The following is a 22,152-nucleotide window of genomic DNA, read 5'->3' on the forward strand; positions in this document are numbered from 1 at the left end:
TAGCTTGAATCGGCGGGAGCCCCGCCGGCTGGCCTCCGGCGCCGCGGGCGGCGCCGCCTCCTCCTACGCCGTCACTCCGCCGCCACGGCGTCGACGTCCTGGCCCGACGCCGCCATGATCGCCTTGACGATGTTGTGGTAGCCGGTGCAGCGGCAGATATTGCCCTGCAGCCAGTGCCGGATCTCCTGTTCGCTGGGCTTCGGGTTCTCCTTCAGGAGCGCCGTGCCGGCCATCACCATGCCCGGGGTGCAATAGCCGCATTGCAGGCCGTGATGATCCTGGAAGGCCTGCTGCATGGTGCTGAGCGAGCCGTCGGCATTGGCGATGCCCTCGATCGTGGTGATCTCGCAGCCCTCCGCCTCGGCCGCGAAGACCGAGCAGGATTTCACCACCTCGCCGTTCAGATGCACGCAGCAGGCGCCGCATTGCGTGGTGTCGCAGCCCACATGGGTGCCGGTCAGGCGCAGCTGTTCGCGCAGGAACTCCACCAGCAGCTCGTTGCCCCGGACCTCGCGGCTCACGGACTTGCCGTTCACCGTCATCGTCACCTTCGTCATTTCCGTCCTCCCGTGAATTCTCTGATCCCTGCCCCGCATCGGGCCCGTCCGACCCGGCCGCTGTCAAGCGGCGGGGCCGGCCGCGCCGCGCCGCTCACGAGGTCAGGCGCTTGAACCAGCCCTTCTTCTCCGCCCCGGGCGTGGCCTCGGCGGGCTCGGCCTCGGCCGGGTCGGCCGGGCCCTCCACCGCCTCCTGCAGGCGGGTGAAGAACTGGTCCGCCATCTTCTTGGCGAAGCCGTCGATGATCCGGCTGCCGAGCTGCGCCAGCTTGCCGCCGACATTGGCCTCGACGTCGTAGCTGAGCTTGGTGACGCCCGGCCCGACCTCCTCGAGATGCACCACCGCGCCGCCCTTGGCGAAGCCCGCGGCGCCGCCCTTGCCCTCGCCAGAGAGCCGGACGCGCTCCGGCTCCTGCATCTCCGAGACCGTCACCTGGCCCTTGAAGGTCGCCTTCACCGGGCCGACCTTCTGCACCACCGTGGCTTCGAACCCCTCCTCCGGCGAGCCGGTCATCTCCTGGCAGCCGGGCACGCATTGCTTCAGCACGTCGGGGTTCAGGATCGCGGCCCAGACGGTCTCCCTGTCGGCCTGGACCTCGCGGGAATCGCTCATCTGCATCGCTGCTGTCCCTCCATCTTTCGCGGTGACGTTACGGAGAAGGCCCGGACCGCGATATAGGACCATTCTCCTAGCCCGGATGCCGGGCCTCCCCCTCCGATGGTGGCATTTGCCGGAACCCTCCGCCACCGCTAAGGTCCCGCTCGACAGGGCGAAACCGCCGCGGGAGGGGGCATGGACGAAGGGCTGGACGTCGCGGGCGTGACCTTCCGCTACGGGGCGCGCACGGCGCTCGACGATGTGGGCTTCCGGGTGGCGCCGGGGCGCTTCGCGGCGCTGCTCGGGCCCAACGGCGCCGGCAAGTCGACGCTCTTCGCGCTGCTCACCCGGCTCTTCACCACGCCCCGGGGGCGGATCTCGGTCGCGGGCCACGACCTCGCCCGGGCGCCGCGCCGGGCGCTGGCGCGGATGGGCGTGGTGTTCCAGTCCCAGACCCTCGATCTCGACCTGACGATTCGCCAGAACCTGGTCTATTTCGCCGCCCTGCACGGGCTCTCGGGCGCCGCCGCGGCGCGCCGCATCGACGCCGCGCTGGAGCGGCTGGCGATCGCCGAACGGGCCGGCGAGCGCGCCCGCGACCTCAATGGCGGCCACCGCCGCCGCACCGAAATCGCCCGGGCCCTGATCCACGCGCCGCAGGTGCTGCTCCTCGACGAGCCGACCGTGGGCCTCGACGCCGCGGCGCGCCAGGCGATCACCGACCACGTCCACCGGCTCTGCGCCGAGGACGGGCTGACGGTGCTCTGGGCCACCCACCTGACCGACGAGGTGCGCGACGGCGACCGGCTGGTGGTGCTGCACCGGGGCCGGGTCCTGGCCGACGGCGAATGCGGCGCGCTGCGCGGCGGCATGCCACTCAACGACTACTTCCTGCAGCGCACCGGAGAGCCCGCGTGAGGCCCCACCTCGTCGCCCTGCGCGCCATCGTCCTGCGCGAGGCGCTGCGCTTCGTGCATCAGCGCGAACGCTTCCTCGCCGCGCTGGTCCGCCCGCTGGTCTGGCTGGTGGTCTTCGCCGCCGGCTTCCGCGCCGCGCTCGGCCTGTCGATCATCCCGCCCTACCAGACCTACATCACCTACGAGACCTACATCGTGCCCGGGCTGTGCGGCATGATCCTGCTGTTCAATGGCATGCAGAGCTCGCTGAGCCTGGTCTACGACCGCGAGACCGGCTCGATGCGGCTGCTGCTGACCGCGCCGCTGCCGCGCGGCTGGCTGCTGTTCTGCAAGCTTCTGGGCGCAACGCTGATCGGCGTGCTGCAATGCTACGCCTTCCTCGCCATCGCCGCCCTGTTCGGCATCGACATGGCGCCCCTGGGCTATCTCGCAGCGCTGCCGGCGCTGCTTCTGGCCGGGCTGATGCTGGGCGCGCTCGGCCTCGCGATCTCGTCCTTCATCCGCCAGCTCGAGAACTTCGCCGGGGTGATGAACTTCGTGATCTTCCCGATGTTCTTCCTCTCGACCGCGCTCTACCCGCTGTGGAAGATGGCCGAGAGCTCGGCGCTCCTGCGCGACATCTGCGCCGCCAACCCCTTCACCCACGCCGTTGAGCTGATCCGCTTCGCGCTCTACCTGCAATGGAACGGCTGGGCGCTGCTCTGGACCGCGCTGGCGCTGCTCGCTTTCCTGGCGCTGGCGCTCTGGGGCTACGATCCGGCGCGCGGCCTGGTGCGGCGCAAGCGCTGACCCCCTGGCGGCGGCGCCCGGCCCCGGACGGGGATGCCTCCGGCGGGGATACTTTCGCTCAGAAGAAGCCCAAGCGCCTCCGCTCCTTCTTCTGAGCGGAAATATCCTCGGGGGGTGCGGGGGGCAGACAGCCCCCCGCAGCGAGCCTCAGAGAACGCGGTCCAGGACCCGGCGCAGCCGCGCCACCGTGCCGTCCACGTCATAGAGCTTGTCGAGCCCGAAGAGCCCGAGCCGGAAGGTCGAGAACCCCGCCCCCTCGTCGCATTGCAGCGCCACCCCGGCGGCGATCTGCATGCCCGCCTTGGCGAAGGCCCGGCCGGACTGGATCTCGGGATCGTCGGTATAGCTCACCACCACGCCGGGCGCGCCGAAGCCTTCGGCGGCGACCGACCGCACGCCGCGCTCGGCCAGCAGCGCGCGCACCTGCTCGCCCAGCGCGAACTGCGCGTCGCGCAGCGCGCCGAAGCCGTGGTCCTGGGTCTCGCGCATGGTGTCGCGGAAGGCGCGCAGCCCGTCCGTCGGCATGGTAGCGTGGTAGGCGTGCCCGCCGCCCTCGTAGGCTGCCATGATCGCCCGCCACTTCTTCAGGTCGGCCGCGAAGCTGTCCGAGGTGCTGCTCTCGAGCTTCGCCGCGGCGCGCTCCGACAGCATCACCAGCCCCGCCGAGGGGGTCGAGGACCAGCCCTTCTGCGGCGCCGAGATCAGCACGTCGACGCCGGTCGCGCCCATGTCGACCCAGGCGGCGCCGGAGGCGATGCAGTCGAGCACCATCAGCGCGCCGACCTCGTGCGCCGCCGCCGCCAGCCGGGTGACGTAATCGTCGGGCAGGATGATGCCGGCCGAGGTCTCCACATGCGGCGCGAAGACGAGGGCCGGCCGGGCCTCGCGGATCTTCGCCTCGACCTCCTCGATCGGCGCCGGCGCGAAGGGGGCCTGAGCGTCGTTGCCGGTCCGCCGCGCCTTCATCACGTGGGTCGCGCCGCCGAAACCGCCGGCCTCGAAGATCTGCGACCACCGGAACGAGAACCAGCCGTTGCGCACCACCACCGCATCGGCGCCCTGCCCGAACTGCCGCGCCACCGCCTCCATCGCGAAGGTGCCGCCGCCCGGCACCAGCGCCACCGCATGGGCGTTGTAGACCTCGCGCAGCATCCCGGAAATGTCGCGCATGACCTCCTGGAAGGCCTGGCTCATGTGGTTCAGCGAGCGGTCGGTGAAGACCACCGAGAATTCCTCGAGCCCCTCGGGATCGACGGTGTCGAGCAGTGCCATGTCTCGTCTCCTGTGCCTTTGGCCGGCATGGCTAGCGCGGATCGCCGTCGCGCCCAAGCGCTTTCCCGCGGGCGGATCGCCGCGCCTCAGAGCGGCCCGGGCCGGCGCTCCTCCGAGAGCAGCACGTTGGCGTCGAGGCTGCCGACCCCGGGCAGGGTCATGATCCGCCGCCGCAGCACGCGTTCGAAATCGGCGATGTCGCGGGCCACCACGCGCAGGCGGTAATCGTAGGCGCCGAGGATGTGCTCCACGGTCTGGACCTCCGGGATCGCCTGCACCGCACGCTCGAAATCGCCCAGGCTGGCGCGGCCCTTGCCGGCGAGCTTGACGCCGAGGAACACGGTGACGCCGAAGCCCAGCGCCTCGCGGTCGAGGTCGAGCCGCTGGCCGCGGAACACCCCGGCCTCGCGCAGGCGCTTCACCCGGCGCCAGGCGGCGGGCTGGCTGAGCCCGAGACGCCGGCCGAGCTCCCCGGCCGAGAGCGTGGCATCCTCGGCCAGCGCCCGGATCAGCGCGCGGTCGGTGGCGTCGAGGTCGATCATCGCGGCGCGTCTCCGAGGCGTCCCGGACGGGCGCCGAGGGCGGATGGCCGCGCCCGAGCCTGGGAGGGCGCGTGCGCCGCGCCGGTGGCGGGCGCTTTATCGCAGAAGCCCCGGACGACGGCATCGCGGCGCGCGGCATCGCCAAAGCGCCCTCCAGGGGGGAGGGTCGGGCGCGGCCCGGGCGGGTCGCCCGGGCCCGTCGGATGGCCAACAGGAAGCGCCTGCCTTCGGGGCAGGAACGGCTTCCGTGGGATCGGGGCATGCGGCGAAGCTACCGTGTCACCCAGCGCCGAGGGTCGCGCCCGTCCCTGGGAGGGTGCAGGCGCCGCGCTGGAGCGGGGCGGTTTATCCCGAAAGCCCAAAACGACGGCATCGCGGTGCGCGGCATCGTCAAGGCGCCCTCCCGGGGGGAGGGTCGGGCGCGGTCCGGGGCTGGACGCCCCGCGCCCGTAAGTGCCCAATCGCAGCGCCCTCTCCTGCTGCCTCCGGCACGCGTGACGCGTAGAGGAAAGCGTCAGCCCGCCACCACGGTCCAAGCCCGCCAGAGTGCGTCGCGCGGCACCGGTCACAGCGGCAGGGTCTCCTCGCCCTTCAGCCGGGCCACGTGCATCAGCGCCTCGAGGTCGGTCATGTGCGGCAGCGCCAGCAGCTGGTCGCGGTAGAGCGTCTGGTAATGCCCGAGATCCCGGGCGATCACCGAGAGCCGCACGTCGACCTGGCCCAGGAAGGTCTGGATCTCCAGCACCTCGGGCACGGCCCGGGCCGCTGCCAGGAAATCCTCGAAGGCGCGCGGCACGCTCTTGTCGAGCGTCACCCGCAGCGAGACCTCGACGGCATAGCCCAGCGCCGCCCAGTCGATCACCCCGCGCACCCCGCGCAGCACCCCGGCGGCGCGCATGCGCTCCAGCCGTCGGCCCAGCGTGGTGGCGGTCACGCCGGCGCGCTCTGCCAGATCCTGCAGCGGCAGGTCGGGCGCGGCCTGGTACTGGCGCAGGATGCGGCGGTCGGTGTCGTCGAGCATGATCCCTGCATATCACCCGGGTTCTGGGAATGGAAATCCCATGCGTGAGGCAAAACCCGCGAAGAATGCAGGCTGTCGTTCCGCCCTGCCCCTATTATGCCGGTCATCGAGACATACCGACACACCGAAGAGGGACGGCAAAACATGCGCGTGTATTACGACCGCGACTGCGACATCAACCTGATCAAGGACAAGAAGGTCGCCATCCTCGGCTACGGCTCCCAGGGCCATGCCCACGCGCTGAACCTGCGCGACAGCGGCGCCAAGAACGTCGTCGTGGCCCTGCGCGAGGGCTCGCCCTCGGCGAAGAAGGCCGAAGGCGAGGGCCTGCAGGTCATGGGCATCGCCGAGGCCGCCGCCTGGTGCGACCTGATCATGTTCACCATGCCCGACGAATTGCAGGCCGAGACCTACAAGAAATACGTCCACGACAACCTGAAGGACGGCGCCGCCATCGCCTTCGCGCACGGCCTCAACGTGCATTTCGGCCTGATCGAGCCGAAGCCCGGCGTCGACGTCATCATGATGGCGCCCAAGGGCCCGGGCCACACCGTGCGCGGCGAGTACAGCAAGGGCGGCGGCGTGCCCTGCCTCGTGGCGGTGCACCAGGACGCCACCGGCCGGGCGCTGGAGCTGGGCCTCAGCTACTGCTCGGCGATCGGCGGTGGCCGCTCGGGCATCATCGAGACCAACTTCCGGCAGGAATGCGAGACCGACCTCTTCGGCGAGCAGGCAGTGCTCTGCGGCGGCCTGGTCGAGCTCATCCGGATGGGCTTCGAGACCCTGGTCGAGGCCGGCTACGAGCCCGAGATGGCCTATTTCGAGTGCCTGCACGAGGTGAAGCTGATCGTCGACCTGATCTACGAGGGCGGCATCGCGAACATGAACTACTCGATCTCCAACACCGCCGAATACGGCGAATATGTCAGCGGCCCGCGCATCCTGCCCTATGACGAGACCAAGGCCCGGATGAAGGCGGTGCTGCGCGACATCCAGACCGGCAAGTTCGTGCGCGACTTCATGCAGGAGAACGCCGTCGGCCAGCCGATGTTCAAGGCCACCCGCCGGCTCAACGACGAGCACCAGATCGAGCAGGTCGGCGAAAAGCTGCGCGGCATGATGCCGTGGATCTCGGCCGGCCGCATGGTCGACAAGGACAAGAACTGATCACGGGGCCCGGGTCGGGCGGCGTCTAATCGCGCCCGGCCCCGGCCTCAGCGCGCGCCCGGCCGGTCCGGGCGCGTTTGCGTTTCAGGCAGTGGCGCGGCCCGCCGCGTCATTCCCAGCAGCTCACCAGCACCGTCATCTCGGTCGCCGCGCGGGCCAGGTCCTCGGGCGCCAGCGGCGTGCCGCCCTCGGCCCCCGCGACGTCGATCCCGGCCCGGTCGAGCATCGCGGCCAGCGCTTCGGCATCGAGCGCGAAGCTCACGCCCTCGGGCAGTTGCCGGTTGCCCTCGGCGCGCGGCAGCAGCATGCCCGAGACGCCGCCGGCGGCGTCGAGCACCGGGCCGCCGGCATCGCCCGCCCGGGTCGCCAGCGCCAGGCGGTGGACATGCGCCTCGCCGTCGAGCCCGCTGAGATCGGCGACGCTGCCATAAGTCAGGGTGGGCGCGTTCAGCAGACCGCCGAAGGAGAAGCCCGCGACCGCCACCTCGGCGTCGCGCGACGGTGCGCTGCGGCGCAGGCCGGCGACCCGGCGCGGCGCCAGGTCGGCCTCGCTGCGCAGCAGGGCCGCGCCAAGCTCGGCATCGCGTTCGGCCACGCGGGCCTCGTGGGTCTCGTCCAGCGTGATGCGCCCGCATTCGGCGACGTTGCCGGCGGCCGTCGCCACGGTGCCGCTGCGATCGACATAGAAGCCCGTCGCGGTGACCAGCGGCCGGCGGATCTGCAGGCCCGCCACGAGATCGATCTGCGGCCCGGCATCGCTGAGCGGCGCCGCCTCCAGCACGGTGCCCGGCAGCGGCGCGAAGCTCTCCTGCATGCGCGCCAGCACCCGCTCGCGCCGCTTCTCGTCGCCGGCCGGCCAGACCAGCGTGAAGCCCTTGATGGCGCCGTCGACGAGCCGCGCCTCGGTGTGGCTGACGATACGGTCATTGGCGCCGGTCAGGGTGAAGCCGTCGCCGCGGCGGGCGCGCTCGCCCTCGGGCGGGACGATCTCCAGCGTCTGCATGATCTCGTAGAGCGCCGCCAGCGCGCCGCGGTCGCCGGGCTGGCTGATCAGCAGCACCCGGGCGCCCAGGGCCTCGCCCTCGGCGCCCTCCGGCTCGTAGCGCACGAAGGGCGCCTCGGCCGCCTCGAAGCCCACCACGCCCCGCGGCAGGTCGATGCGGATGCCGGCGCGGTCGTCGGTGACCGTCTCGAGCCCCAGCCCCTCCAGCGGCGCGTTGTACTGGCGGATCAGCTCGGCGCGCTGGCGGGTGGTCAGCACGCCGGTGGGCTCCACGTTGTTGGCGGATTGCCAGGATTGCATGGCGCCGCGGGTGCCGGCGCCGAAGGCGGCGTCGATGGGCCCGTCGTAATGCCCCGCCCAGGCCAGCGCGACCTGCAGCTCGGCGCGCTCCTCACGGCTGAGGCGGGATTCGCTGGCGCGCGCCTCGGCGGGGCTTTCCTGCGCCAGGTCCTCGGGCCGTGCCTCGGGATCCTCGCGCGGCCGGGCCGGCGCCTCGCTCGACGCCCCGTCGGTCGCCGCCTCGGCGGTCTCGACGGGCTCCGGCGCGGGCGCAGGCGCGGCCTCCTGAGTGCCGTCGGGATAGATGCGCTGGCGGTAGCGCCCCTCCTCCTCGAGGTAGGAATCGCGCGGGATCTGCCCTTCGGCGCGCAGCTGCCGCAGCCGGGCCTCGGCGGCGCGGCGGTCCGAGAACGGCCCCAGCGCGATGCCGTACCAGCCGCCGCCCAGCGCGAAGCCGTTCACGTTCTCGAGGTAGCTGTCGTAATCGCGCACCCGGTCCTCGGCGCGCGATAGAGAGGGCTGCGCCTCGATCTGGATATAGGTGGCGTCCTGCGCCCATGCCGCCTGCGCGGTGATGCAAGCCGTGATGCCGATTCCGATCAGGGACGCTCTCATGCCTGGGGGGCCCTCGCTGCCGTTGTTGGGATTGTCAGGTCCGAATCTCTCTAACAAAGCCCGCTTCGGGCGCACGTCAAATTGTGGCGAGCCGGTCGATTGACCCGGCCCGGGTGTCCCCTTAATCCAACACCCATCTTGGCGCGCCTGCGGGCGCGTCCGAATGCAGGGGGCATGCCGCATGGCCGGAACCGACACGCCGCGATCCTTCCAGGAGATCATTCTCAGGCTGCAAAGCTACTGGGCGGCCAAGGGCTGCGCGGTGCTGCAGCCCTACGACATGGAGGTCGGCGCCGGCACCTTTCACCCGGCCACCACCCTGCGGGCGCTGGGCTCGAAGCCCTGGGCCGCGGCCTATGTGCAGCCCTCGCGCCGCCCGACCGACGGGCGCTACGGCGAGAACCCGAACCGGCTGCAGCACTATTACCAGTTCCAGGTGCTGATCAAACCGTCGCCGCCGGACCTGCAGGCGCTCTATCTGGGATCGCTCGAGGCCATCGGCATCGACATGGACCTGCACGACGTGCGCTTCGTCGAGGACGATTGGGAAAGCCCGACGCTGGGCGCCTGGGGCCTGGGCTGGGAGGTCTGGTGCGACGGCATGGAAGTGTCGCAGTTCACCTATTTCCAGCAGGTCGGCGGGCATGACTGCCACCCGGTCTCGGGCGAGCTGACCTACGGGCTGGAACGGCTGGCGATGTACGTACTCGGCATCGACCACGTCATGGACATGCCGTTCAACGCTCCCGACGCGCCCCAGCCGCTGACCTATGGCGACGTGTTCCGCCAGACCGAGCGGGAATATTCCCGCTGGAACTTCGACGTGGCCGACACCGACACGCTGCTGCGCCATTTCGAGGATGCCGAGGCCGAGTGCCGGCGCATCCTCGACGCGCCCGCCACCGATCCCAAGACCGGGCAGGACATCGTCATGGCGCATCCGGCCTACGACCAGGCGATCAAGGCGTCGCACCTGTTCAACCTGCTCGATGCCCGCGGGGTGATCTCGGTCACCGAGCGGCAGGCCTATATCGGCCGGGTCCGCACGCTCGCCAAGGCCTGCGCCGATGCCTTCGTGACCACCGAGGCGGGCGGCGGCACGGGCGGGCAGGCAGCGGCCTGATGGCCCGCCGTCCCTCCGCCCTGCGGCGGACCAAATATGCCCTCTTCGCCCGCCTGCCGGGGGCGTTCGGCCTGCGCTACCAGCGCAAACTGCGCAAGCTCGGCGCGCCGGCGGCCGAGGCTGCCTTCCGCGCCGCGCTGGAGCGCGCTGCCGGCGCGGTCTGCATCGATCTCGGCGCCAATCTCGGCCAACACACTCGCACCATGGCGGCCCGGGCCGGGCGGGTCTACGCCTTCGAGCCCGACCCCTGGACCGCGGAGCGGCTGCGCGCCGGGACCGGCGATCTGGCGAATGTCGAGGTGATCGAGGCCGCCGCCGGCACCGCCGAGGGCCGCCTCACGCTCTACCGCGCCGCCGATTTCGACAGCGACCCCGACACGCTGTCGCAATCCTCGTCGCTGGTGGCCGAGAAGCGCAACATCGACACGACCAGCGGGATCGAGGTGCGGGTGGTCGACTTCCCGGCCTTTCTCGAGCGGATCGAGGGCGAGATCGCGGTCATCAAGATGGACATCGAGGGCGCCGAGGTGGACCTGCTCGAATCCCTGCTCGACCATCCGGTGGCGCGCCGCATCGGCCACATCTTCGTCGAAACGCACGAATCGCGCATCCCCGAACTGGCGCCCCGCACCGAGGCGCTGCGCCGCCGCTGCGCCGGGCTGGACGCGCCCGTGGTGAACATGGACTGGAAATGACCGGACGGCTCCTTGTCATCGTGATCGGCGTGGCGGCGCTGCTGGCGGCCGCGGGGATGTATTACCTGCAGGTCTACGCCTATTATCGCGAGATCCCCGCCGCCGCGCCCGAAAACGTGGCGCTGATGCCGCGCGAGGGCGCGGCGCCCCGGCCCCTGCCCTTCGCCGAGTTCCGCGGCATCGACGCCGACAGCTCGCCGATCCGCTACCGGGCGTGCTTCACCACCGAGGTGCCGCTGGCCGAGCTCGCCGGGACCTACCGGCCCTATCCCGACGCCGCGCCGCGCGTCGCCCCGGGCTGGTTCGACTGCTTCGACGCCGAGGCGCTGGGCGCCGAGATCGCCGCCGGCCGGGCCGAGGTGTTTCTCGCCGCGCGCAACATCGAATACGGCATCGACCGGGTGATCGCGGTCACCGAGGCGGGCCGCGGCTATATCTGGCACGAGGTCAACGATTGCGGCGACAAGGCCTATGACGGCTCGCCGCTCGACCCGGACTGCCCGCCCCGTCCCTGACCGCCCCCGACCTTACCGCACCGTCCCTGACCGCAGCCCGGGTGGAACCCGCGGCGGCGCTTGCGCGCTGAGCCTGTGACGGCGGAACAGGGAGATCCCGGATATGTCACAGCAGCACGCACCGGCCTGGGTGGTGCCGGTCATGCAGGCGGGCTACGGCGCCCGCGCCATCGTCTATGCCGTGGTGGGCTTCCTGGCCCTGATGGCCGCGATCCGCGGCGGCCGGGCCGAGGGCACGACCAACGCCCTGGCGCAGCTGCGCGACAATACCGGCGGGGTGATCCTGCTCTGGGTCATCGCCATCGGCCTGGTCTGCTACGCGGTCTGGCGCCTGATTGCCGCCTGGATGGATCTGGAGCGTCGCGGCGATGACGGCTCGGGGCTGTTCGCCCGCGGCGGCCTGGTGGTGACCGGGCTGATCCATGCCGCGCTGGGCGTGTCGGTGGCGACCATCGCCATGGGCGGCGGCGGCGGCGGAGACGGCAAGGCGCAGGACTGGACGGCGCGGCTCATGCAGATGCCGGGCGGGCGCTGGATCGTCGGCGCCATCGGGCTCGGCATCCTCGGCGCCGGCGCCTACTACATCTGGAAGGGCTACGCGCGGAAGTACAAGGAGCATCTCCAGGTCACCCCGACCACCGAGAAGCTCGACCCGGCGCTGCGCGCGGGCTTCATCGCCCAGGGCACGCTGGTGGCGATCATCGGCGCGCTCGTGGTCTATGCCGCGCTGACCGCCGATCCGAGCCAGGCCGGCGGTCTGGGCGCCGCCCTCGACCAGGTCCGCTCGGCCGCGTTCGGACGGATCCTTCTGGCCGCCATCGCGCTGGGCGTGCTGGGCTTCGCGCTCGAGAACGCCGTCGAGGCGCGCTACCGCATCGTGCCGGCCCGCGCCGGGTCGGATGTCGAGACCTTGGCGATGCGGGCCAAGAACCGCGCCGAACGCGAGGCGCGCCGCGCCACCTGACCCGGTCCGCGCGCGCCGGCCGCCGCGCCCCTGGCCCAGGCGGGCGCGCGGCCCGGCCGCTCGGCGGACGTGGCACCCGGCCCTATCGGCTGGACGCCGCCGGCCCGCCCCGGTATCCCCGCCGCGACACGCAAATCCGGCACGGGGTGGGACATGCCCGACCTTCTCATCGAACTCTTTTCCGAGGAAATTCCCGCGCGGATGCAGGCCCGCGCCGCCGAGGATCTGAAGACGCGGGTGACCAACGGCTTGGTCGAGGCCGGGCTGACCTACGCCCATGCGGCGGCCTTTGCCACGCCGCGCCGGCTGGCGCTGGCGCTGGAGGGACTGACCGACCGCTCGCCGACCCTGCGCGAGGAACGCCGCGGCCCCCGCACCGATGCGCCCGAGAAAGCCGTCGAGGGCTTCCTGCGCGGCGCCGGGCTGAGCCGCGACCAGCTCGAGGAGCGCGAGGAGAAGAAGGGCCGGTTCTTCTTCGCCACCATCGAGACGCCGGGCCGCGCCGCGGCCGAGATCGTGGCCGAGGTGCTGGAGGGCGTGATCCGCACCTTCCCCTGGCCGAAATCCATGCGCTGGGGCGCGGGCACGCTGCGCTGGGTGCGGCCGCTGCACCGCATCCTCTGCATCCTGAACGACGAGACCGGGCATGCCGTGGTGCCGCTCGACATCGACGGCATCCGCTCGGGCGACGTCACCGAGGGCCACCGCTTCATGGCGCCCGCGCCCTTCGCGGTCACCGGGTTCGAGGATTACGCCGCCAAGCTGAAGCGCGCCCACGTCATCCTCGACCCGGCCGAGCGCGCCGGGATCATCGAGAACGACGCCCGCCAGGCGGCCTTTGCCAACGGGCTCGAACTGGTGGAGGACAAGGGGCTCCTCGCCGAGGTCGCGGGTCTGGTGGAATGGCCCGTCGTGCTTATGGGCGAGATCGGCGCCGAATTCCTCGACCTGCCGCCCGAGGTGCTGATGACCTCGATGAAGGAGCATCAGAAGTTCTTCTCGGTGCGCAATCCCAAGACCGGGCGCATCGAACGCTTCGTCACCGTGGCCAACCGCGCCACCGCCGATCACGGCGCCACCATCCTCGCCGGCAACCGCAAGGTGCTGGGCGCGCGGCTCTCCGACGCCAAGTTCTTCTGGGAGAACGATCTGCGGGTGGCGAAGGAGACCAAGCTCGCCGCCTGGACCGATCACCTGGCCAGCGTGACCTTCCACAACAAGCTGGGGAGCCAGAAGGACCGGGTGGAGCGCATCGCCGCGCTGGCCCGCGACCTGGCCCCCGCGGTGGGAGCCGATCCCGAGCTTGCCGAGCAGGCGGCGCGCGTCGCCAAGGCCGACCTGTCCTCGGAGATGGTCTACGAATTCCCCGAGCTGCAGGGCCTGATGGGGCGCTACTATGCCGAAGCCGCGGGCCTCGCCCCCGAGGTCGCCGCGGCCTGCGAAGAGCATTACCGCCCGCTCGGCCCCTCCGACGACGTGCCCACCGCCCCGGTCTCGGTCGCGGTGGCTTTGGCCGACAAGATCGACACCCTGACCGGGTTCTGGGCCATCGACGAGAAGCCCACCGGGTCCAAGGACCCCTTCGCCCTGCGCCGCGCCGCACTGGGGGTCATCCGGCTGGTGCTGGCCAATAATATCCGGATGATAATGTGGGCCCCTATGCGGGCGGGATTTACTTCAAACGGGCTGGGTTCGCCAAACCCGACCGATAGCGACGATTTTGCCGGCATGGCCGAACCTATGAATCTCCTCGCCTTCTTCCACGACCGCCTGAAGGTCCACCTGAAGGACGAGGGCGTGCGGCACGACGTCATCGATGCCTGCCTCGCCATGCCGCAGGCCGACGACCTGACGCTGCTGGTCAAGCGGGCGCGGGCGCTGCAGGCGGTGATGGAAACCGAGAATGGCGAGAGCCTGGTGCAGGGCTTCAAGCGCGCCAACAACATCCTCGCCCAGGCCGAGGAGAAGGACGGCGTCGAATACAGCTTCGGCCCGGATCCGAAATTCGCCGAGGCCGACGAGGAAAAGGCGCTCTTCGCCGCGCTGGATGCCGCCGAGGCGGAGATCCGCCCCGCCATGGCCGAGGAGGACTTTGCCCGCGCCATGGCCGCGATGGCGGCGCTGCGTCTCGCCGTCGATGCCTTCTTCGAGGCCGTGCAGGTCAATGCAGAGAACCAGGTGCTGCGCCGCAACCGGCTGAACTTGCTGGGCCGGATCCGCAATGTCTGCCTGCAGGTGGCGGACCTGACCCGGCTCGAGGGCTGAGCCGGCAGGGCCCGGCCGCCGCGGCGCCGCTTGTCAGGGGGGCGGAAAGGCGTATCTTGCCCCCATCATGATCCATGCTGCGCCGCAGAAAACAGAGGCGGGCGAGGATCGGCACATCACGCCGATCACCCCCACCGCGCCGATCCAGCCCCCGACCCATGGCGGCCGGGCTAAATGCCTGCAGCGACTGGTGCGGCTCAGCCTGCCGGTTCCGCGCACCGTCGCGCTATCGTTCAAGACGGTGCACGACATCGCCGCGGGGGTGATGCCGGACATCCCGGCTCTTCTGGACATGTTCACCCCGGGCGCCCTGCTCTGCGTGCGGCCCTCCTCGGAGGACCCGGACTGGGGCGGGCCCGGCGCGGTGCTCAATGTCGGCATGAACGACGCCGCCTATGTGGAGCTCTCCGACCGCATCGGCGCCGAGGCCGCGGCCGGGCTCTACATGCGTTTCATCGAGGGCTACGCGGTGCATGTCGCGCGGCTCGACCCGGACGTCTTCGAGGAGATCGCCAGCGAGGGCCAGCAGGGCCTGTCCGAGGTGCTGGCAGCCTACGAGTACGAGGCAGAGGAGCCGTTTCCGCAGGATCCCGCGCGCCAGCTCGCCGACGTGCTGCGCTCCATGGCGCTGGCCTGGGAGGGCACCACGGCGCGGCTTCTGCGCCAGGCCAAGGGCGCGCCCGCCGATGCCGGGCTCGGCCTCGTGGTGCAGGAGATGGCGCTGGGTCTCGGCCGCGGCGAATGCGGCTCGGGCGTCCTCCAGCTCGTCGATCCGGCCACCGGACTGCCGCAGATCACCGGCCGCTACCTGAGCCAGAGCCAGGGCCGCGAGGCGCTGCAGAAGGGCGCGGGTTCGCTCTATCTCGAACGCGACCGGCGCGGCCCGTCGCTCGAGGAGCAGGCGCCGGCGGCCTTCGCGCAGCTGGTGAGCCACGCCCGCACCATGCGGCGGCGGCTGCGCGCCGAGATGCAGATCGAGTTCACCATCGACAATGGCCGGCTGCACATCCTCGACGGCGTGGTGGTGAAATGCCCGGCCCGCGGGCTGGTGCGCTCCACCGTGCGGCTGGCCGAGGACCGCATCATCACCCCGCAGGAGGCGCTGATGCGGGTCGAGCCGCGGGCGCTCAGCGAATTGCTGCACCGCCAGGTGGCGCCCGATGCCCGCCGCGACGCGATCGGCCGCGGCATCGCCGCGAGTCCCGGCGCCGCCACCGGCCGCATCGTGTTCTCGGCCGCCGAGGCCCAGGCCTCGGCCGCCCGCGACGAGCCCTGCATCCTGGTGCGGCGCGAGACCTCGCCCGAGGACGTGCGCGGCATGCACGCCGCCGCCGCGGTGCTGACCGAGCGCGGCGGCATGACCAGCCACGCCGCGGTGATCGGCCGCGGGCTCGGCCTGCCCTGCGTGGTCGGCGCCGGGCGCATGGGGTTCCGCCTGCGCCAGGGCCGGCTGATCGCCGAGGACGGCCGAGAGTTCCAGACCGGCGACGTGATCACCGTGGACGGCACGACCGGGGCGGTGCTGGCCGGCGCGCCGCAGATGGTCGAGCCGATGCTCGACGAATCGTTCCGGACGCTGCTCGCCTGGGCCGATGCCGAGCGCGACATCGGCATCCGCACCAATGCCGACACCCCGGCCGACGCCCAGACCGCGCGCAATTTCGCCGCCGGCGGCATCGGGCTGTGCCGCACCGAGCACATGTTCTTCGATCCCGGCCGGCTGATCGTCATGCGCGAGATGATCTTTGCCGAAAGCCCGGAGGACCGGCGCGAGGCGCTGGGCCAGCTCCTGCCGATGCAGCGCGCCGACTTCATCGAGCTGTTCCGCATCATGCACGGCCTGCCGGTCTGCATCCGGCTCTTCGACCCGCCGCTGCACGAATTCCTGCCCACCGACCGCGCCGGGCTGCGCGATCTCGCCGACGCGCTCGACCTGCCGGTGTCGGACGTGACGCGGCGGGTGCAGGCGATGGGCGAGTACAACCCCATGCTGGGCCTGCGCGGCGTGCGCCTCGGCGTCACCGTGCCCGAGATCTACGACATGCAGGCCCGGGCGATCTTCGAGGCCACGCTCGAGGCCTCCCGCGAGGGCGACCCGGTGGTGCCCGAGGTGATGATCCCGCTCGTCTCCTCGCCCCGCGAGGTGGAGATCGTGAAGGCCCGGATCGACGCCGTGGCGGCCGCCGTGCGCACCGAGCGCGGGCGCGACTTCACCTACCGCCTCGGCGTGATGGTGGAGACCCCGCGGGCTTGCCTGCTGGCCGACCAGATCGCCCTGCACGCCGATTTTCTGAGCTTCGGCACCAACGACCTGACGCAGATGACCTATGGGCTGTCGCGCGACGATGCCGGGCGCTTCATGTCCGACTACGTGACCCAGAAGGTGTTCGACGAGGACCCGTTCCACGTTCTCGACGCCGAGGGCGTGGGCGAGCTTCTGAAGATCGGCGCCGCCCGCAGCCGCCATTCCGGCCGGCCCCTGACCCTGTCGATCTGCGGCGAGCATGGCGGCAATGCCGATTCCATCGCGTTCTGCCGGGCGACCGGATTCGACTATGTGAGCTGCTCGCCGTTTCGCGTTCCGGTAGCACGGCTGGCGGCCGCACAAGCTGCGATAAGGGCCAAGATAGAGCGGGGCTGACCCGGCGTTTCCCCAAGATGTTCCGTCAATTTGCGCAAATCGGCGGTCTATTGCCGACATGAAATGTCGCAAACTGGACACTACCCGCGAAGTTCCATACGACGCTCGCTTGACAGGCGCGCTCGACGCCCGTCCGGGGAGCGGCTTCGGCCGCTCTCTCGCTGCCAAGAGAACGTCGAAAGGTTTGCCAATGTTCCGTGTTCTGGTTTCGGCTGCGGCCGCTATCGTCGCAGCTTCGTCCGCCCAGGCAAATGGCGGCGCCGAACGCAACAATCTGGGAACGCTGCTCGCTCAAGAGACCCGCGTCCTTGCCTCCGCCAGCGCGTCGCATCTGCAGCGCCTCGTCACTCCGGAAACGACCGGCGTCGCGACCGACATCCGCTACGACACGTCCTGGCTGTCGCGCCAGCCCGCGGCCAAGGAAGGCGGCGCGGAATGGACCTGCCTGACCGAAGCGCTCTATTTCGAGGCGCGCGGCGAAGGCCTGAAGGGCCAGCTTGCGGTGGCCGAGGTGATCCTGAACCGCGTCGACAGCCCGCGCTACCCCGACACCGTCTGCGGCGTCGTCAACCAGGGCTGCCAGTTTTCCTATACCTGCGACGGCATCCCCGAGACGATGCGCGAAAAGCGCGCCGCGCGGCAGGTCGGCAAGGTCGCCGGCATCATGCTGAACGGCGCCCCGCGCGACCTGACCGACGGCGCCACGCATTACCACACCACCGCGGTCAACCCGCGCTGGGCCAGCGCCTTTCCGATGACCACGCAGATCGGCGTGCATCGCTTCTACCGCCAGCCGCTGCAGATCTCGATGAACTGATCGCGGGCTCCCCGGCCCGGCGCCACGCGCGCCGGCCGGCGGTGCAGGCCGGGTCGGCGACCGGCTGTCGCACACAGACCAAAGTCTGTCGCCCCCGGGTGGATGCCCACCCCGGGGCACGCTAGGGTGGCGCGATTGCAATGGAGGGCCCTGCCATGGCCTCGGAAATCCGCCTCGCCTTCGCGCATCCCAACGAACGCAGCCTCGCGATGCAGAGCGATGCCGAGGCGCCCCGCGACCGCATCTCCCTGCGCGACCATATCCGCGAGGTCGAGATCGGCGCCTTCCAGACCGAACGCGGCACCACCCAGCGGGTCTGCTTCAACATCGTCGTCGAGGTGCGCCCGCGCTCGGGCCCGGTGGACGACGATGTCGACCGCATCCTGTCCTACGACCGTGTCACCGAGGCGATCGCCGTCGAGCTCGCGGCGGAGCGCCTGAACCTGCTCGAGACGCTGGCCGAACGCATCGCCGAGCGCATTCTCGCCGAACCGCAGGCGCTGCGGGTCTTTGTGCGCATCGAGAAGCTCGACCGCGGCCCCGGCGCCCTCGGCGTGGAGATCGTGCGGTCGCGCCAGGAGCTCGGCTCGCGGCTCGACGAGCGGGTGCAGGAGCGGCCGCATCCCCGCGTGGTCTACCTTGCCAACGCCGCGATCGACGATCCGCGCCTGTCGGCCTGGCTCGACGAGCTGGTGGCGCGCGCGGCGCCGGTGATCCTCTGCGTCGGCGCCCCGGAAACCCCGCCGCCGAGCGCCGATCACCCGATGGTGCAGCGCCGCATCGACCTGCTGGCGATCGAGCAGAACGCCTGGCGGCTGGCGGCGCGCGATCACCGCGCCAAGGTGGTCGCGACCCGCACCGAACTCGACTGGGCGATGAAGAACGGCCAGATCAGCGTCTGGGCGCCGTCCAAGATCGTGCTCGACGCAACCGCCGGCCCGGCCGCCGCCTCGCGCGACGCGGTGGCGCTGGCGGCGTGGTTCGCGGGCCAGGTGGCGGCGCAGGAGCTGCTGCTCGTCGAGGCCGAGGCCCCGGCCGGCGCGCCGGTGCCGCTGCGCAGCCTCGCCCGGGCCGACCGGCTGCTCTAGCCCGCCGGCTCTGGCCCGGCTGCTCTGCCACGCTGAGGCGCGGCCCCTTGCCAAGCCGCGCGCGCTGGCGCATCCCCGGCCCATGGATGCCTATTACCGCCCGCTGATCTGCCCCGATCCGAGCCCCCTGCCCGGCGCCCTGCCGCTGGCCGGCGGTCCGCTGAGCTTTGCCTTCGTCGAGCGTCTGGCGCGCGGCGCGGCGCCCCGGGTCCTGCCCGCCGCGAAGCTGCCGCCGGACTGGCGCGCGGCGCTGACCGCGCCCCGGGCGCCGGTCGCGGGCATGGCGCTCGATGCGCCGCGGCTGATGGGCATTCTCAACGTCACCCCCGACAGCTTCTCCGACGGCGGCCGCTTCGCCGCCGCCGGCAGCGCCGTGGCGCATGGCCGGGCGCTCATCGCCGGCGGCGCCGACATCCTCGACGTGGGCGGCGAATCGACCCGGCCGGGCGCTGCCGAGATGCCGGCCGAGGAGGAAGCGGCGCGCGTCCTGCCGGTGATCCGGGCGCTGTCCGACGCCGCCTGCCCGATCTCCATCGACACCCGCAAGCGCGCCGTGGCCGAGGCCGCGGTGGCGGCCGGTGCGGCGCTCGTCAACGACGTCTCCGGGCTGACCCACGACCCCGGTCTCGCGGGCTATTGCGCGAAGGCCGAGCTGCCGGTCTGCGTCATGCATATCCGCGGCCGGCCCGAGGACATGCAGCGCGACCCGCGTTACGACGACGTGCTGCTCGACGTCTACGACTGGCTGGCCGACCGGGTTGCGGCGCTGGAGACAACCGGCATCCCGCGCGGGCGCATCCTCGTCGATCCCGGCATCGGCTTCGGCAAGACCGTGGATCACAACCTCGCCCTGCTGCGCGGCGTGGCGCTGTTCCACGGGCTCGGCTGTCCGGTTCTCGTCGGCGCCTCGCGCAAAGGTTTCATCGGCGTGATCTCGGGCGAGCAGGAAGCCGCCCGCCGGATGCCCGGATCGGTGGCGGTGGCGCTTGCCGCCGCGGCGCAGGGCGTGCAGGTTCTGCGCATACACGACGTGGCCGAAACGCGCGCCGCGCTATCTCTCTGGCAGGCAGTGAGGCAGGGACAGCAGAATGGGACGTAGTCTTTTCGGCACCGACGGCGTGCGCGGCACCGCCAACACCCATCCGATGACGGCGGAGAAGGCCCTGGCCATCGGCGCCGCCGCCGGGCGCTACTTCCGGCGCGAGGCCGGCGGCGTGCACCGCGTGGTGATCGGCAAGGACACGCGGCGCTCGGGCTACATGTTCGAGAATGCGCTGACCGCGGGGCTGACCTCGACCGGCATGAACGTGCTGCTGCTGGGCCCGGTGCCGACGCCCGCGGTGGGGCTGATGACGCCGTCGATGCGGGCCGATCTGGGGATCATGATCTCGGCCTCGCACAACCCGGCCGAGGACAACGGCATCAAGTTCTTCGGCCCCGACGGCTTCAAGCTCTCGGACGAGGCCGAGGCGGCGATCGAGGCACTGATCGAGCGCGGCGTGGAGGCCGCCCCGGCGGCCGAGATCGGCCGCGCCAAGCGCATCGACGACGGCCGGTTCCGCTACCAGGAACGGGTCAAGTCGAGCTTTCCCACCGGCATGCGGCTCGACGGCATCAAGGTGGTGATCGACTGCGCCAACGGCGCCGCCTACCGCACCGCGCCCGAGGTCCTGTGGGAGCTCGGCGCCGACGTCGTGCCGGTCGGCGTGGCGCCGAACGGCGACAACATCAACGGCGAATGCGGCTCCACCAAGCCGCGCGTCGCGGCCGAGACGGTGGTCGCCCACGGCGCCGATCTGGGCATCTGCCTCGACGGCGATGCCGACCGGGTGATCCTGATCGACGAGACCGGGCAAGTGGCCGACGGCGACCAGCTGATGGCGCTGATGGCGACCCGCTGGGCGTCCGAGAACCGGCTGCACGGCGGCACGCTGGTGGCCACGGTGATGTCCAATCTCGGGCTCGAGAAGCACCTCGAGGCGCAGGGCCTCAGGCTCGAGCGGACCGGCGTCGGCGACCGCTACGTGGTCGAGGCGATGCGCCGCGGCGGCTGGAATCTCGGCGGCGAGCAGTCCGGCCACATCGTGATGACCGATTACGCCACCACCGGCGACGGCCTGATGGCGGGGCTGCAATTCCTCGCCGAGATGGTGCGCACCGGCCAGCCCGCCTCGACGCTGGCGCGCAATTTCGAGCCGGTGCCGCAGATGCTCAAGAACGTCCGCTACACGCCGGGCGCAGCGCCGCTCGAGACGGAGACGGTGCGCGAGGTGATCCGCGCCGCCGAGGCCGAGATGGGCAGCCGCGGCCGGGTGCTGATCCGCAAGTCGGGCACCGAGCCGCTGATCCGGGTGATGGCGGAATGCGAGGACGAGGGGCTGCTGTCGCGCCTCGTCGACGGCATCGTGGCCGAGGTCGAGCGCGCCGCCTGACGGCGCGCGACCGCGGCGGCGGCTCAGACCGGGTCGATGCGCTGGAAGGCGCCGCGCAGCGCGTCGGACCAGTCGCGGCTCATCCGCGCGAAGCCCTCGTCATCGGGCTCGATGCGGCGGCTGCGGCCGACCCGGTAGCTGTCGGCGTCGATCACCGCGAGGTCGAGCGGCATGCCGACGCTGAGATTGGAGCGCAGCGTCGAATCCATCGACAAAAGCACCGCCTTCTCGGCCTCCTCGAGCCCGGTCTCGGCGGTGATCACCCGGTCGAGGATCGGCTTGCCGTATTTGTGCTCGCCGATCTGCAGATACGGCGTGTCCTCGGTGGCCTCGATGAAGTTGCCCTCGGGATAGACCAGGAACATCCGCATCGGCCCGCCCTTGCGCTGGCCGGCGACGATCAGCGTGGCCGAGGCCGCCTGCTTCATCCGGTCCATCTTGTCGGCGACCTCGCCGCGCACGCTCGACAGGGTGGCGCCGACCAGTTCGGCGACCTTGAGCATCGACGGCGCCTTGAGGATCGAGCGCGACTCGTCGGCATCGGGATCCTCGGCGGCATCGGTCAGGCGCGCCAGCGTGGTCTGGGTCACCGACAGCGACCCGGCGGTCATGATCGCCACCACGCGCTCGCCCGGCACCTCGAAGGTGAACATCTTGCGGTAGGTCGCGATGTTGTCGAGCCCGGCATTGGTGCGGGTGTCCGACAGCAACACGATCCCGGCCTTGAGCAGCAATCCGACGCAATAGGTCATGGGGTCCGTCCTCGCCTCAGCCCCGCCGAGATAGGCGTCGCGCGGCCCGGGTGCAATCGCCCGTGCGCGCTTCCGCGACGGCGCGCCGCACGGCGTGACC

The 22,152-nt window shown here is 71.3% G+C and carries 20 protein-coding genes; 13 read left to right on the forward strand and 7 right to left on the reverse strand.

Going from position 1 to position 22,152, the window contains the following annotated elements; all coding sequences use genetic code 11:
* Positions 1 to 71: 71 nt before the first annotated feature.
* On the reverse strand, positions 72 to 557 hold the full coding sequence (locus ACXYMW_RS13355) for a (2Fe-2S)-binding protein (protein ID WP_459035823.1): 486 nt from the start codon (positions 555 to 557) through the stop codon (positions 72 to 74).
* A gap of 94 nt (positions 558 to 651) precedes the next feature.
* Positions 652 to 1,176: a CoxG family protein gene (locus ACXYMW_RS13360; RefSeq protein ID WP_459035824.1), complete on the reverse strand. Its 525-nt coding sequence runs from the start codon at positions 1,174 to 1,176 to the stop codon at positions 652 to 654.
* A 174-nt stretch (positions 1,177 to 1,350) separates the two neighbouring features.
* Here ACXYMW_RS13360 and ACXYMW_RS13365 point away from each other — a divergent pair, with 174 nt between their 5' ends.
* Complete coding sequence (locus ACXYMW_RS13365; RefSeq protein WP_459035825.1) at positions 1,351 to 2,073, forward strand: ABC transporter ATP-binding protein; 723 nt, start codon at positions 1,351 to 1,353, stop codon at positions 2,071 to 2,073.
* Positions 2,070 to 2,861 (forward strand): ABC transporter permease, encoded by a 792-nt coding sequence (locus tag ACXYMW_RS13370; protein ID WP_459035826.1) that lies wholly within the window; start codon positions 2,070 to 2,072, stop codon positions 2,859 to 2,861. The genes ACXYMW_RS13365 and ACXYMW_RS13370 overlap by 4 nt, the downstream gene beginning before the upstream one ends.
* Positions 2,862 to 3,008: 147 nt before the next feature.
* Here ACXYMW_RS13370 and ACXYMW_RS13375 read toward each other — a convergent pair whose 3' ends face one another.
* From ACXYMW_RS13375 to ACXYMW_RS13385, 3 genes are all read right to left on the reverse strand, one after another.
* Complete coding sequence (locus ACXYMW_RS13375) at positions 3,009 to 4,133, reverse strand: aminotransferase class V-fold PLP-dependent enzyme (RefSeq protein ID WP_459035827.1); 1,125 nt, start codon at positions 4,131 to 4,133, stop codon at positions 3,009 to 3,011.
* Positions 4,134 to 4,219: 86 nt separating this feature from the next.
* Complete coding sequence (locus ACXYMW_RS13380) at positions 4,220 to 4,675, reverse strand: Lrp/AsnC family transcriptional regulator (protein ID WP_459035828.1); 456 nt, start codon at positions 4,673 to 4,675, stop codon at positions 4,220 to 4,222.
* Positions 4,676 to 5,240: 565 nt separating this feature from the next.
* Positions 5,241 to 5,696 carry an Lrp/AsnC family transcriptional regulator gene (locus ACXYMW_RS13385; protein ID WP_459035829.1) on the reverse strand — a complete coding sequence of 152 codons (456 nt, stop codon included), beginning with the start codon at positions 5,694 to 5,696 and terminating at the stop codon, positions 5,241 to 5,243.
* Between the two features lie 96 nt (positions 5,697 to 5,792).
* On the opposite strand from ACXYMW_RS13385, the gene ilvC reads away from it, so the two are divergent.
* A complete protein-coding gene (gene ilvC, locus ACXYMW_RS13390; protein ID WP_459035830.1) occupies positions 5,793 to 6,863 on the forward strand; it encodes a ketol-acid reductoisomerase in 1,071 nt (356 codons plus the stop codon).
* 109 nt (positions 6,864 to 6,972) lie between these two features.
* Here the strand turns inward: ilvC and ACXYMW_RS13395 are convergent, their stop codons facing one another.
* The gene (locus ACXYMW_RS13395; RefSeq protein WP_459035831.1) at positions 6,973 to 8,760 is read right to left on the reverse strand and encodes a trypsin-like peptidase domain-containing protein; all 1,788 of its coding nucleotides are present in this window, start codon (positions 8,758 to 8,760) and stop codon (positions 6,973 to 6,975) included.
* 181 nt (positions 8,761 to 8,941) lie between these two features.
* On the opposite strand from ACXYMW_RS13395, the gene ACXYMW_RS13400 reads away from it, so the two are divergent.
* The 10 genes from ACXYMW_RS13400 to glmM all read left to right on the forward strand — a co-directional run bounded on the left by ACXYMW_RS13400 (position 8,942) and on the right by glmM (position 21,300).
* Complete coding sequence (locus ACXYMW_RS13400; RefSeq protein ID WP_459035832.1) at positions 8,942 to 9,883, forward strand: glycine--tRNA ligase subunit alpha; 942 nt, start codon at positions 8,942 to 8,944, stop codon at positions 9,881 to 9,883.
* A complete protein-coding gene (locus ACXYMW_RS13405; protein ID WP_459035833.1) occupies positions 9,883 to 10,578 on the forward strand; it encodes an FkbM family methyltransferase in 696 nt (231 codons plus the stop codon). Before ACXYMW_RS13400 ends, ACXYMW_RS13405 begins: the two co-directional genes overlap by 1 nt.
* Complete coding sequence (locus ACXYMW_RS13410; RefSeq protein WP_459035834.1) at positions 10,575 to 11,093, forward strand: DUF6446 family protein; 519 nt, start codon at positions 10,575 to 10,577, stop codon at positions 11,091 to 11,093. The genes ACXYMW_RS13405 and ACXYMW_RS13410 overlap by 4 nt, the downstream gene beginning before the upstream one ends.
* A 103-nt stretch (positions 11,094 to 11,196) precedes the next feature.
* Complete coding sequence (locus ACXYMW_RS13415) at positions 11,197 to 12,057, forward strand: DUF1206 domain-containing protein (protein WP_459035835.1); 861 nt, start codon at positions 11,197 to 11,199, stop codon at positions 12,055 to 12,057.
* Between the two features lie 201 nt (positions 12,058 to 12,258).
* Complete coding sequence (gene glyS, locus ACXYMW_RS13420) at positions 12,259 to 14,322, forward strand: glycine--tRNA ligase subunit beta (protein ID WP_459035847.1); 2,064 nt, start codon at positions 12,259 to 12,261, stop codon at positions 14,320 to 14,322.
* A 67-nt stretch (positions 14,323 to 14,389) separates the two neighbouring features.
* Positions 14,390 to 16,963: a putative PEP-binding protein gene (locus tag ACXYMW_RS13425; protein WP_459035836.1), complete on the forward strand. Its 2,574-nt coding sequence runs from the start codon at positions 14,390 to 14,392 to the stop codon at positions 16,961 to 16,963.
* 190 nt (positions 16,964 to 17,153) lie between these two features.
* On the forward strand, positions 17,154 to 17,780 hold the full coding sequence (locus ACXYMW_RS13430) for a cell wall hydrolase (protein ID WP_459035837.1): 627 nt from the start codon (positions 17,154 to 17,156) through the stop codon (positions 17,778 to 17,780).
* Between the two features lie 155 nt (positions 17,781 to 17,935).
* A complete protein-coding gene (locus ACXYMW_RS13435; protein ID WP_459035838.1) occupies positions 17,936 to 18,868 on the forward strand; it encodes a dihydroneopterin aldolase in 933 nt (310 codons plus the stop codon).
* A gap of 82 nt (positions 18,869 to 18,950) precedes the next feature.
* Positions 18,951 to 19,967: a dihydropteroate synthase gene (folP, locus tag ACXYMW_RS13440; RefSeq protein WP_459035839.1), complete on the forward strand. Its 1,017-nt coding sequence runs from the start codon at positions 18,951 to 18,953 to the stop codon at positions 19,965 to 19,967.
* Positions 19,957 to 21,300: a phosphoglucosamine mutase gene (gene glmM / locus ACXYMW_RS13445; protein ID WP_459035840.1), complete on the forward strand. Its 1,344-nt coding sequence runs from the start codon at positions 19,957 to 19,959 to the stop codon at positions 21,298 to 21,300. The genes folP and glmM overlap by 11 nt, the downstream gene beginning before the upstream one ends.
* A 23-nt stretch (positions 21,301 to 21,323) precedes the next feature.
* On the opposite strand, the gene ACXYMW_RS13450 is transcribed toward glmM, so the two are convergent.
* Positions 21,324 to 22,052, reverse strand: a complete 729-nt coding sequence (locus ACXYMW_RS13450) for a peptidase (RefSeq protein ID WP_459035841.1) — start codon at positions 22,050 to 22,052, stop codon at positions 21,324 to 21,326.
* Positions 22,053 to 22,152: the final 100 nt, after the last annotated feature.

It is taken from the genome of Roseivivax sp. CAU 1761, assembly GCF_054482755.1.

Excerpts from the sequence above, each read along its gene's own strand:
- ACXYMW_RS13355 (WP_459035823.1), bottom strand. The coding sequence starts at position 557 with ATGACGAAGGTGACGATGACGGTGAACGGCAAGTCCGTGAGCCGCGAG.
- ACXYMW_RS13360 (WP_459035824.1), bottom strand. The coding sequence starts at position 1,176 with ATGCAGATGAGCGATTCCCGCGAGGTCCAGGCCGACAGGGAGACCGTC.
- ACXYMW_RS13365 (WP_459035825.1), top strand. The coding sequence starts at position 1,351 with ATGGACGAAGGGCTGGACGTCGCGGGCGTGACCTTCCGCTACGGGGCG.
- ACXYMW_RS13375 (WP_459035827.1), bottom strand. The coding sequence starts at position 4,133 with ATGGCACTGCTCGACACCGTCGATCCCGAGGGGCTCGAGGAATTCTCG.
- ACXYMW_RS13380 (WP_459035828.1), bottom strand. The coding sequence starts at position 4,675 with ATGATCGACCTCGACGCCACCGACCGCGCGCTGATCCGGGCGCTGGCC.
- ACXYMW_RS13385 (WP_459035829.1), bottom strand. The coding sequence starts at position 5,696 with ATGCTCGACGACACCGACCGCCGCATCCTGCGCCAGTACCAGGCCGCG.
- ilvC (WP_459035830.1), top strand. The coding sequence starts at position 5,793 with ATGCCGGTCATCGAGACATACCGACACACCGAAGAGGGACGGCAAAAC.
- ACXYMW_RS13395 (WP_459035831.1), bottom strand. The coding sequence starts at position 8,760 with ATGAGAGCGTCCCTGATCGGAATCGGCATCACGGCTTGCATCACCGCG.
- ACXYMW_RS13400 (WP_459035832.1), top strand. The coding sequence starts at position 8,942 with ATGGCCGGAACCGACACGCCGCGATCCTTCCAGGAGATCATTCTCAGG.
- ACXYMW_RS13405 (WP_459035833.1), top strand. The coding sequence starts at position 9,883 with ATGGCCCGCCGTCCCTCCGCCCTGCGGCGGACCAAATATGCCCTCTTC.
- ACXYMW_RS13410 (WP_459035834.1), top strand. The coding sequence starts at position 10,575 with ATGACCGGACGGCTCCTTGTCATCGTGATCGGCGTGGCGGCGCTGCTG.
- ACXYMW_RS13415 (WP_459035835.1), top strand. The coding sequence starts at position 11,197 with ATGTCACAGCAGCACGCACCGGCCTGGGTGGTGCCGGTCATGCAGGCG.
- glyS (WP_459035847.1), top strand. The coding sequence starts at position 12,259 with ATGCAGGCCCGCGCCGCCGAGGATCTGAAGACGCGGGTGACCAACGGC.
- ACXYMW_RS13425 (WP_459035836.1), top strand. The coding sequence starts at position 14,390 with ATGATCCATGCTGCGCCGCAGAAAACAGAGGCGGGCGAGGATCGGCAC.
- ACXYMW_RS13430 (WP_459035837.1), top strand. The coding sequence starts at position 17,154 with ATGTTCCGTGTTCTGGTTTCGGCTGCGGCCGCTATCGTCGCAGCTTCG.
- ACXYMW_RS13435 (WP_459035838.1), top strand. The coding sequence starts at position 17,936 with ATGGCCTCGGAAATCCGCCTCGCCTTCGCGCATCCCAACGAACGCAGC.
- folP (WP_459035839.1), top strand. The coding sequence starts at position 18,951 with ATGGATGCCTATTACCGCCCGCTGATCTGCCCCGATCCGAGCCCCCTG.
- glmM (WP_459035840.1), top strand. The coding sequence starts at position 19,957 with ATGGGACGTAGTCTTTTCGGCACCGACGGCGTGCGCGGCACCGCCAAC.
- ACXYMW_RS13450 (WP_459035841.1), bottom strand. The coding sequence starts at position 22,052 with ATGACCTATTGCGTCGGATTGCTGCTCAAGGCCGGGATCGTGTTGCTG.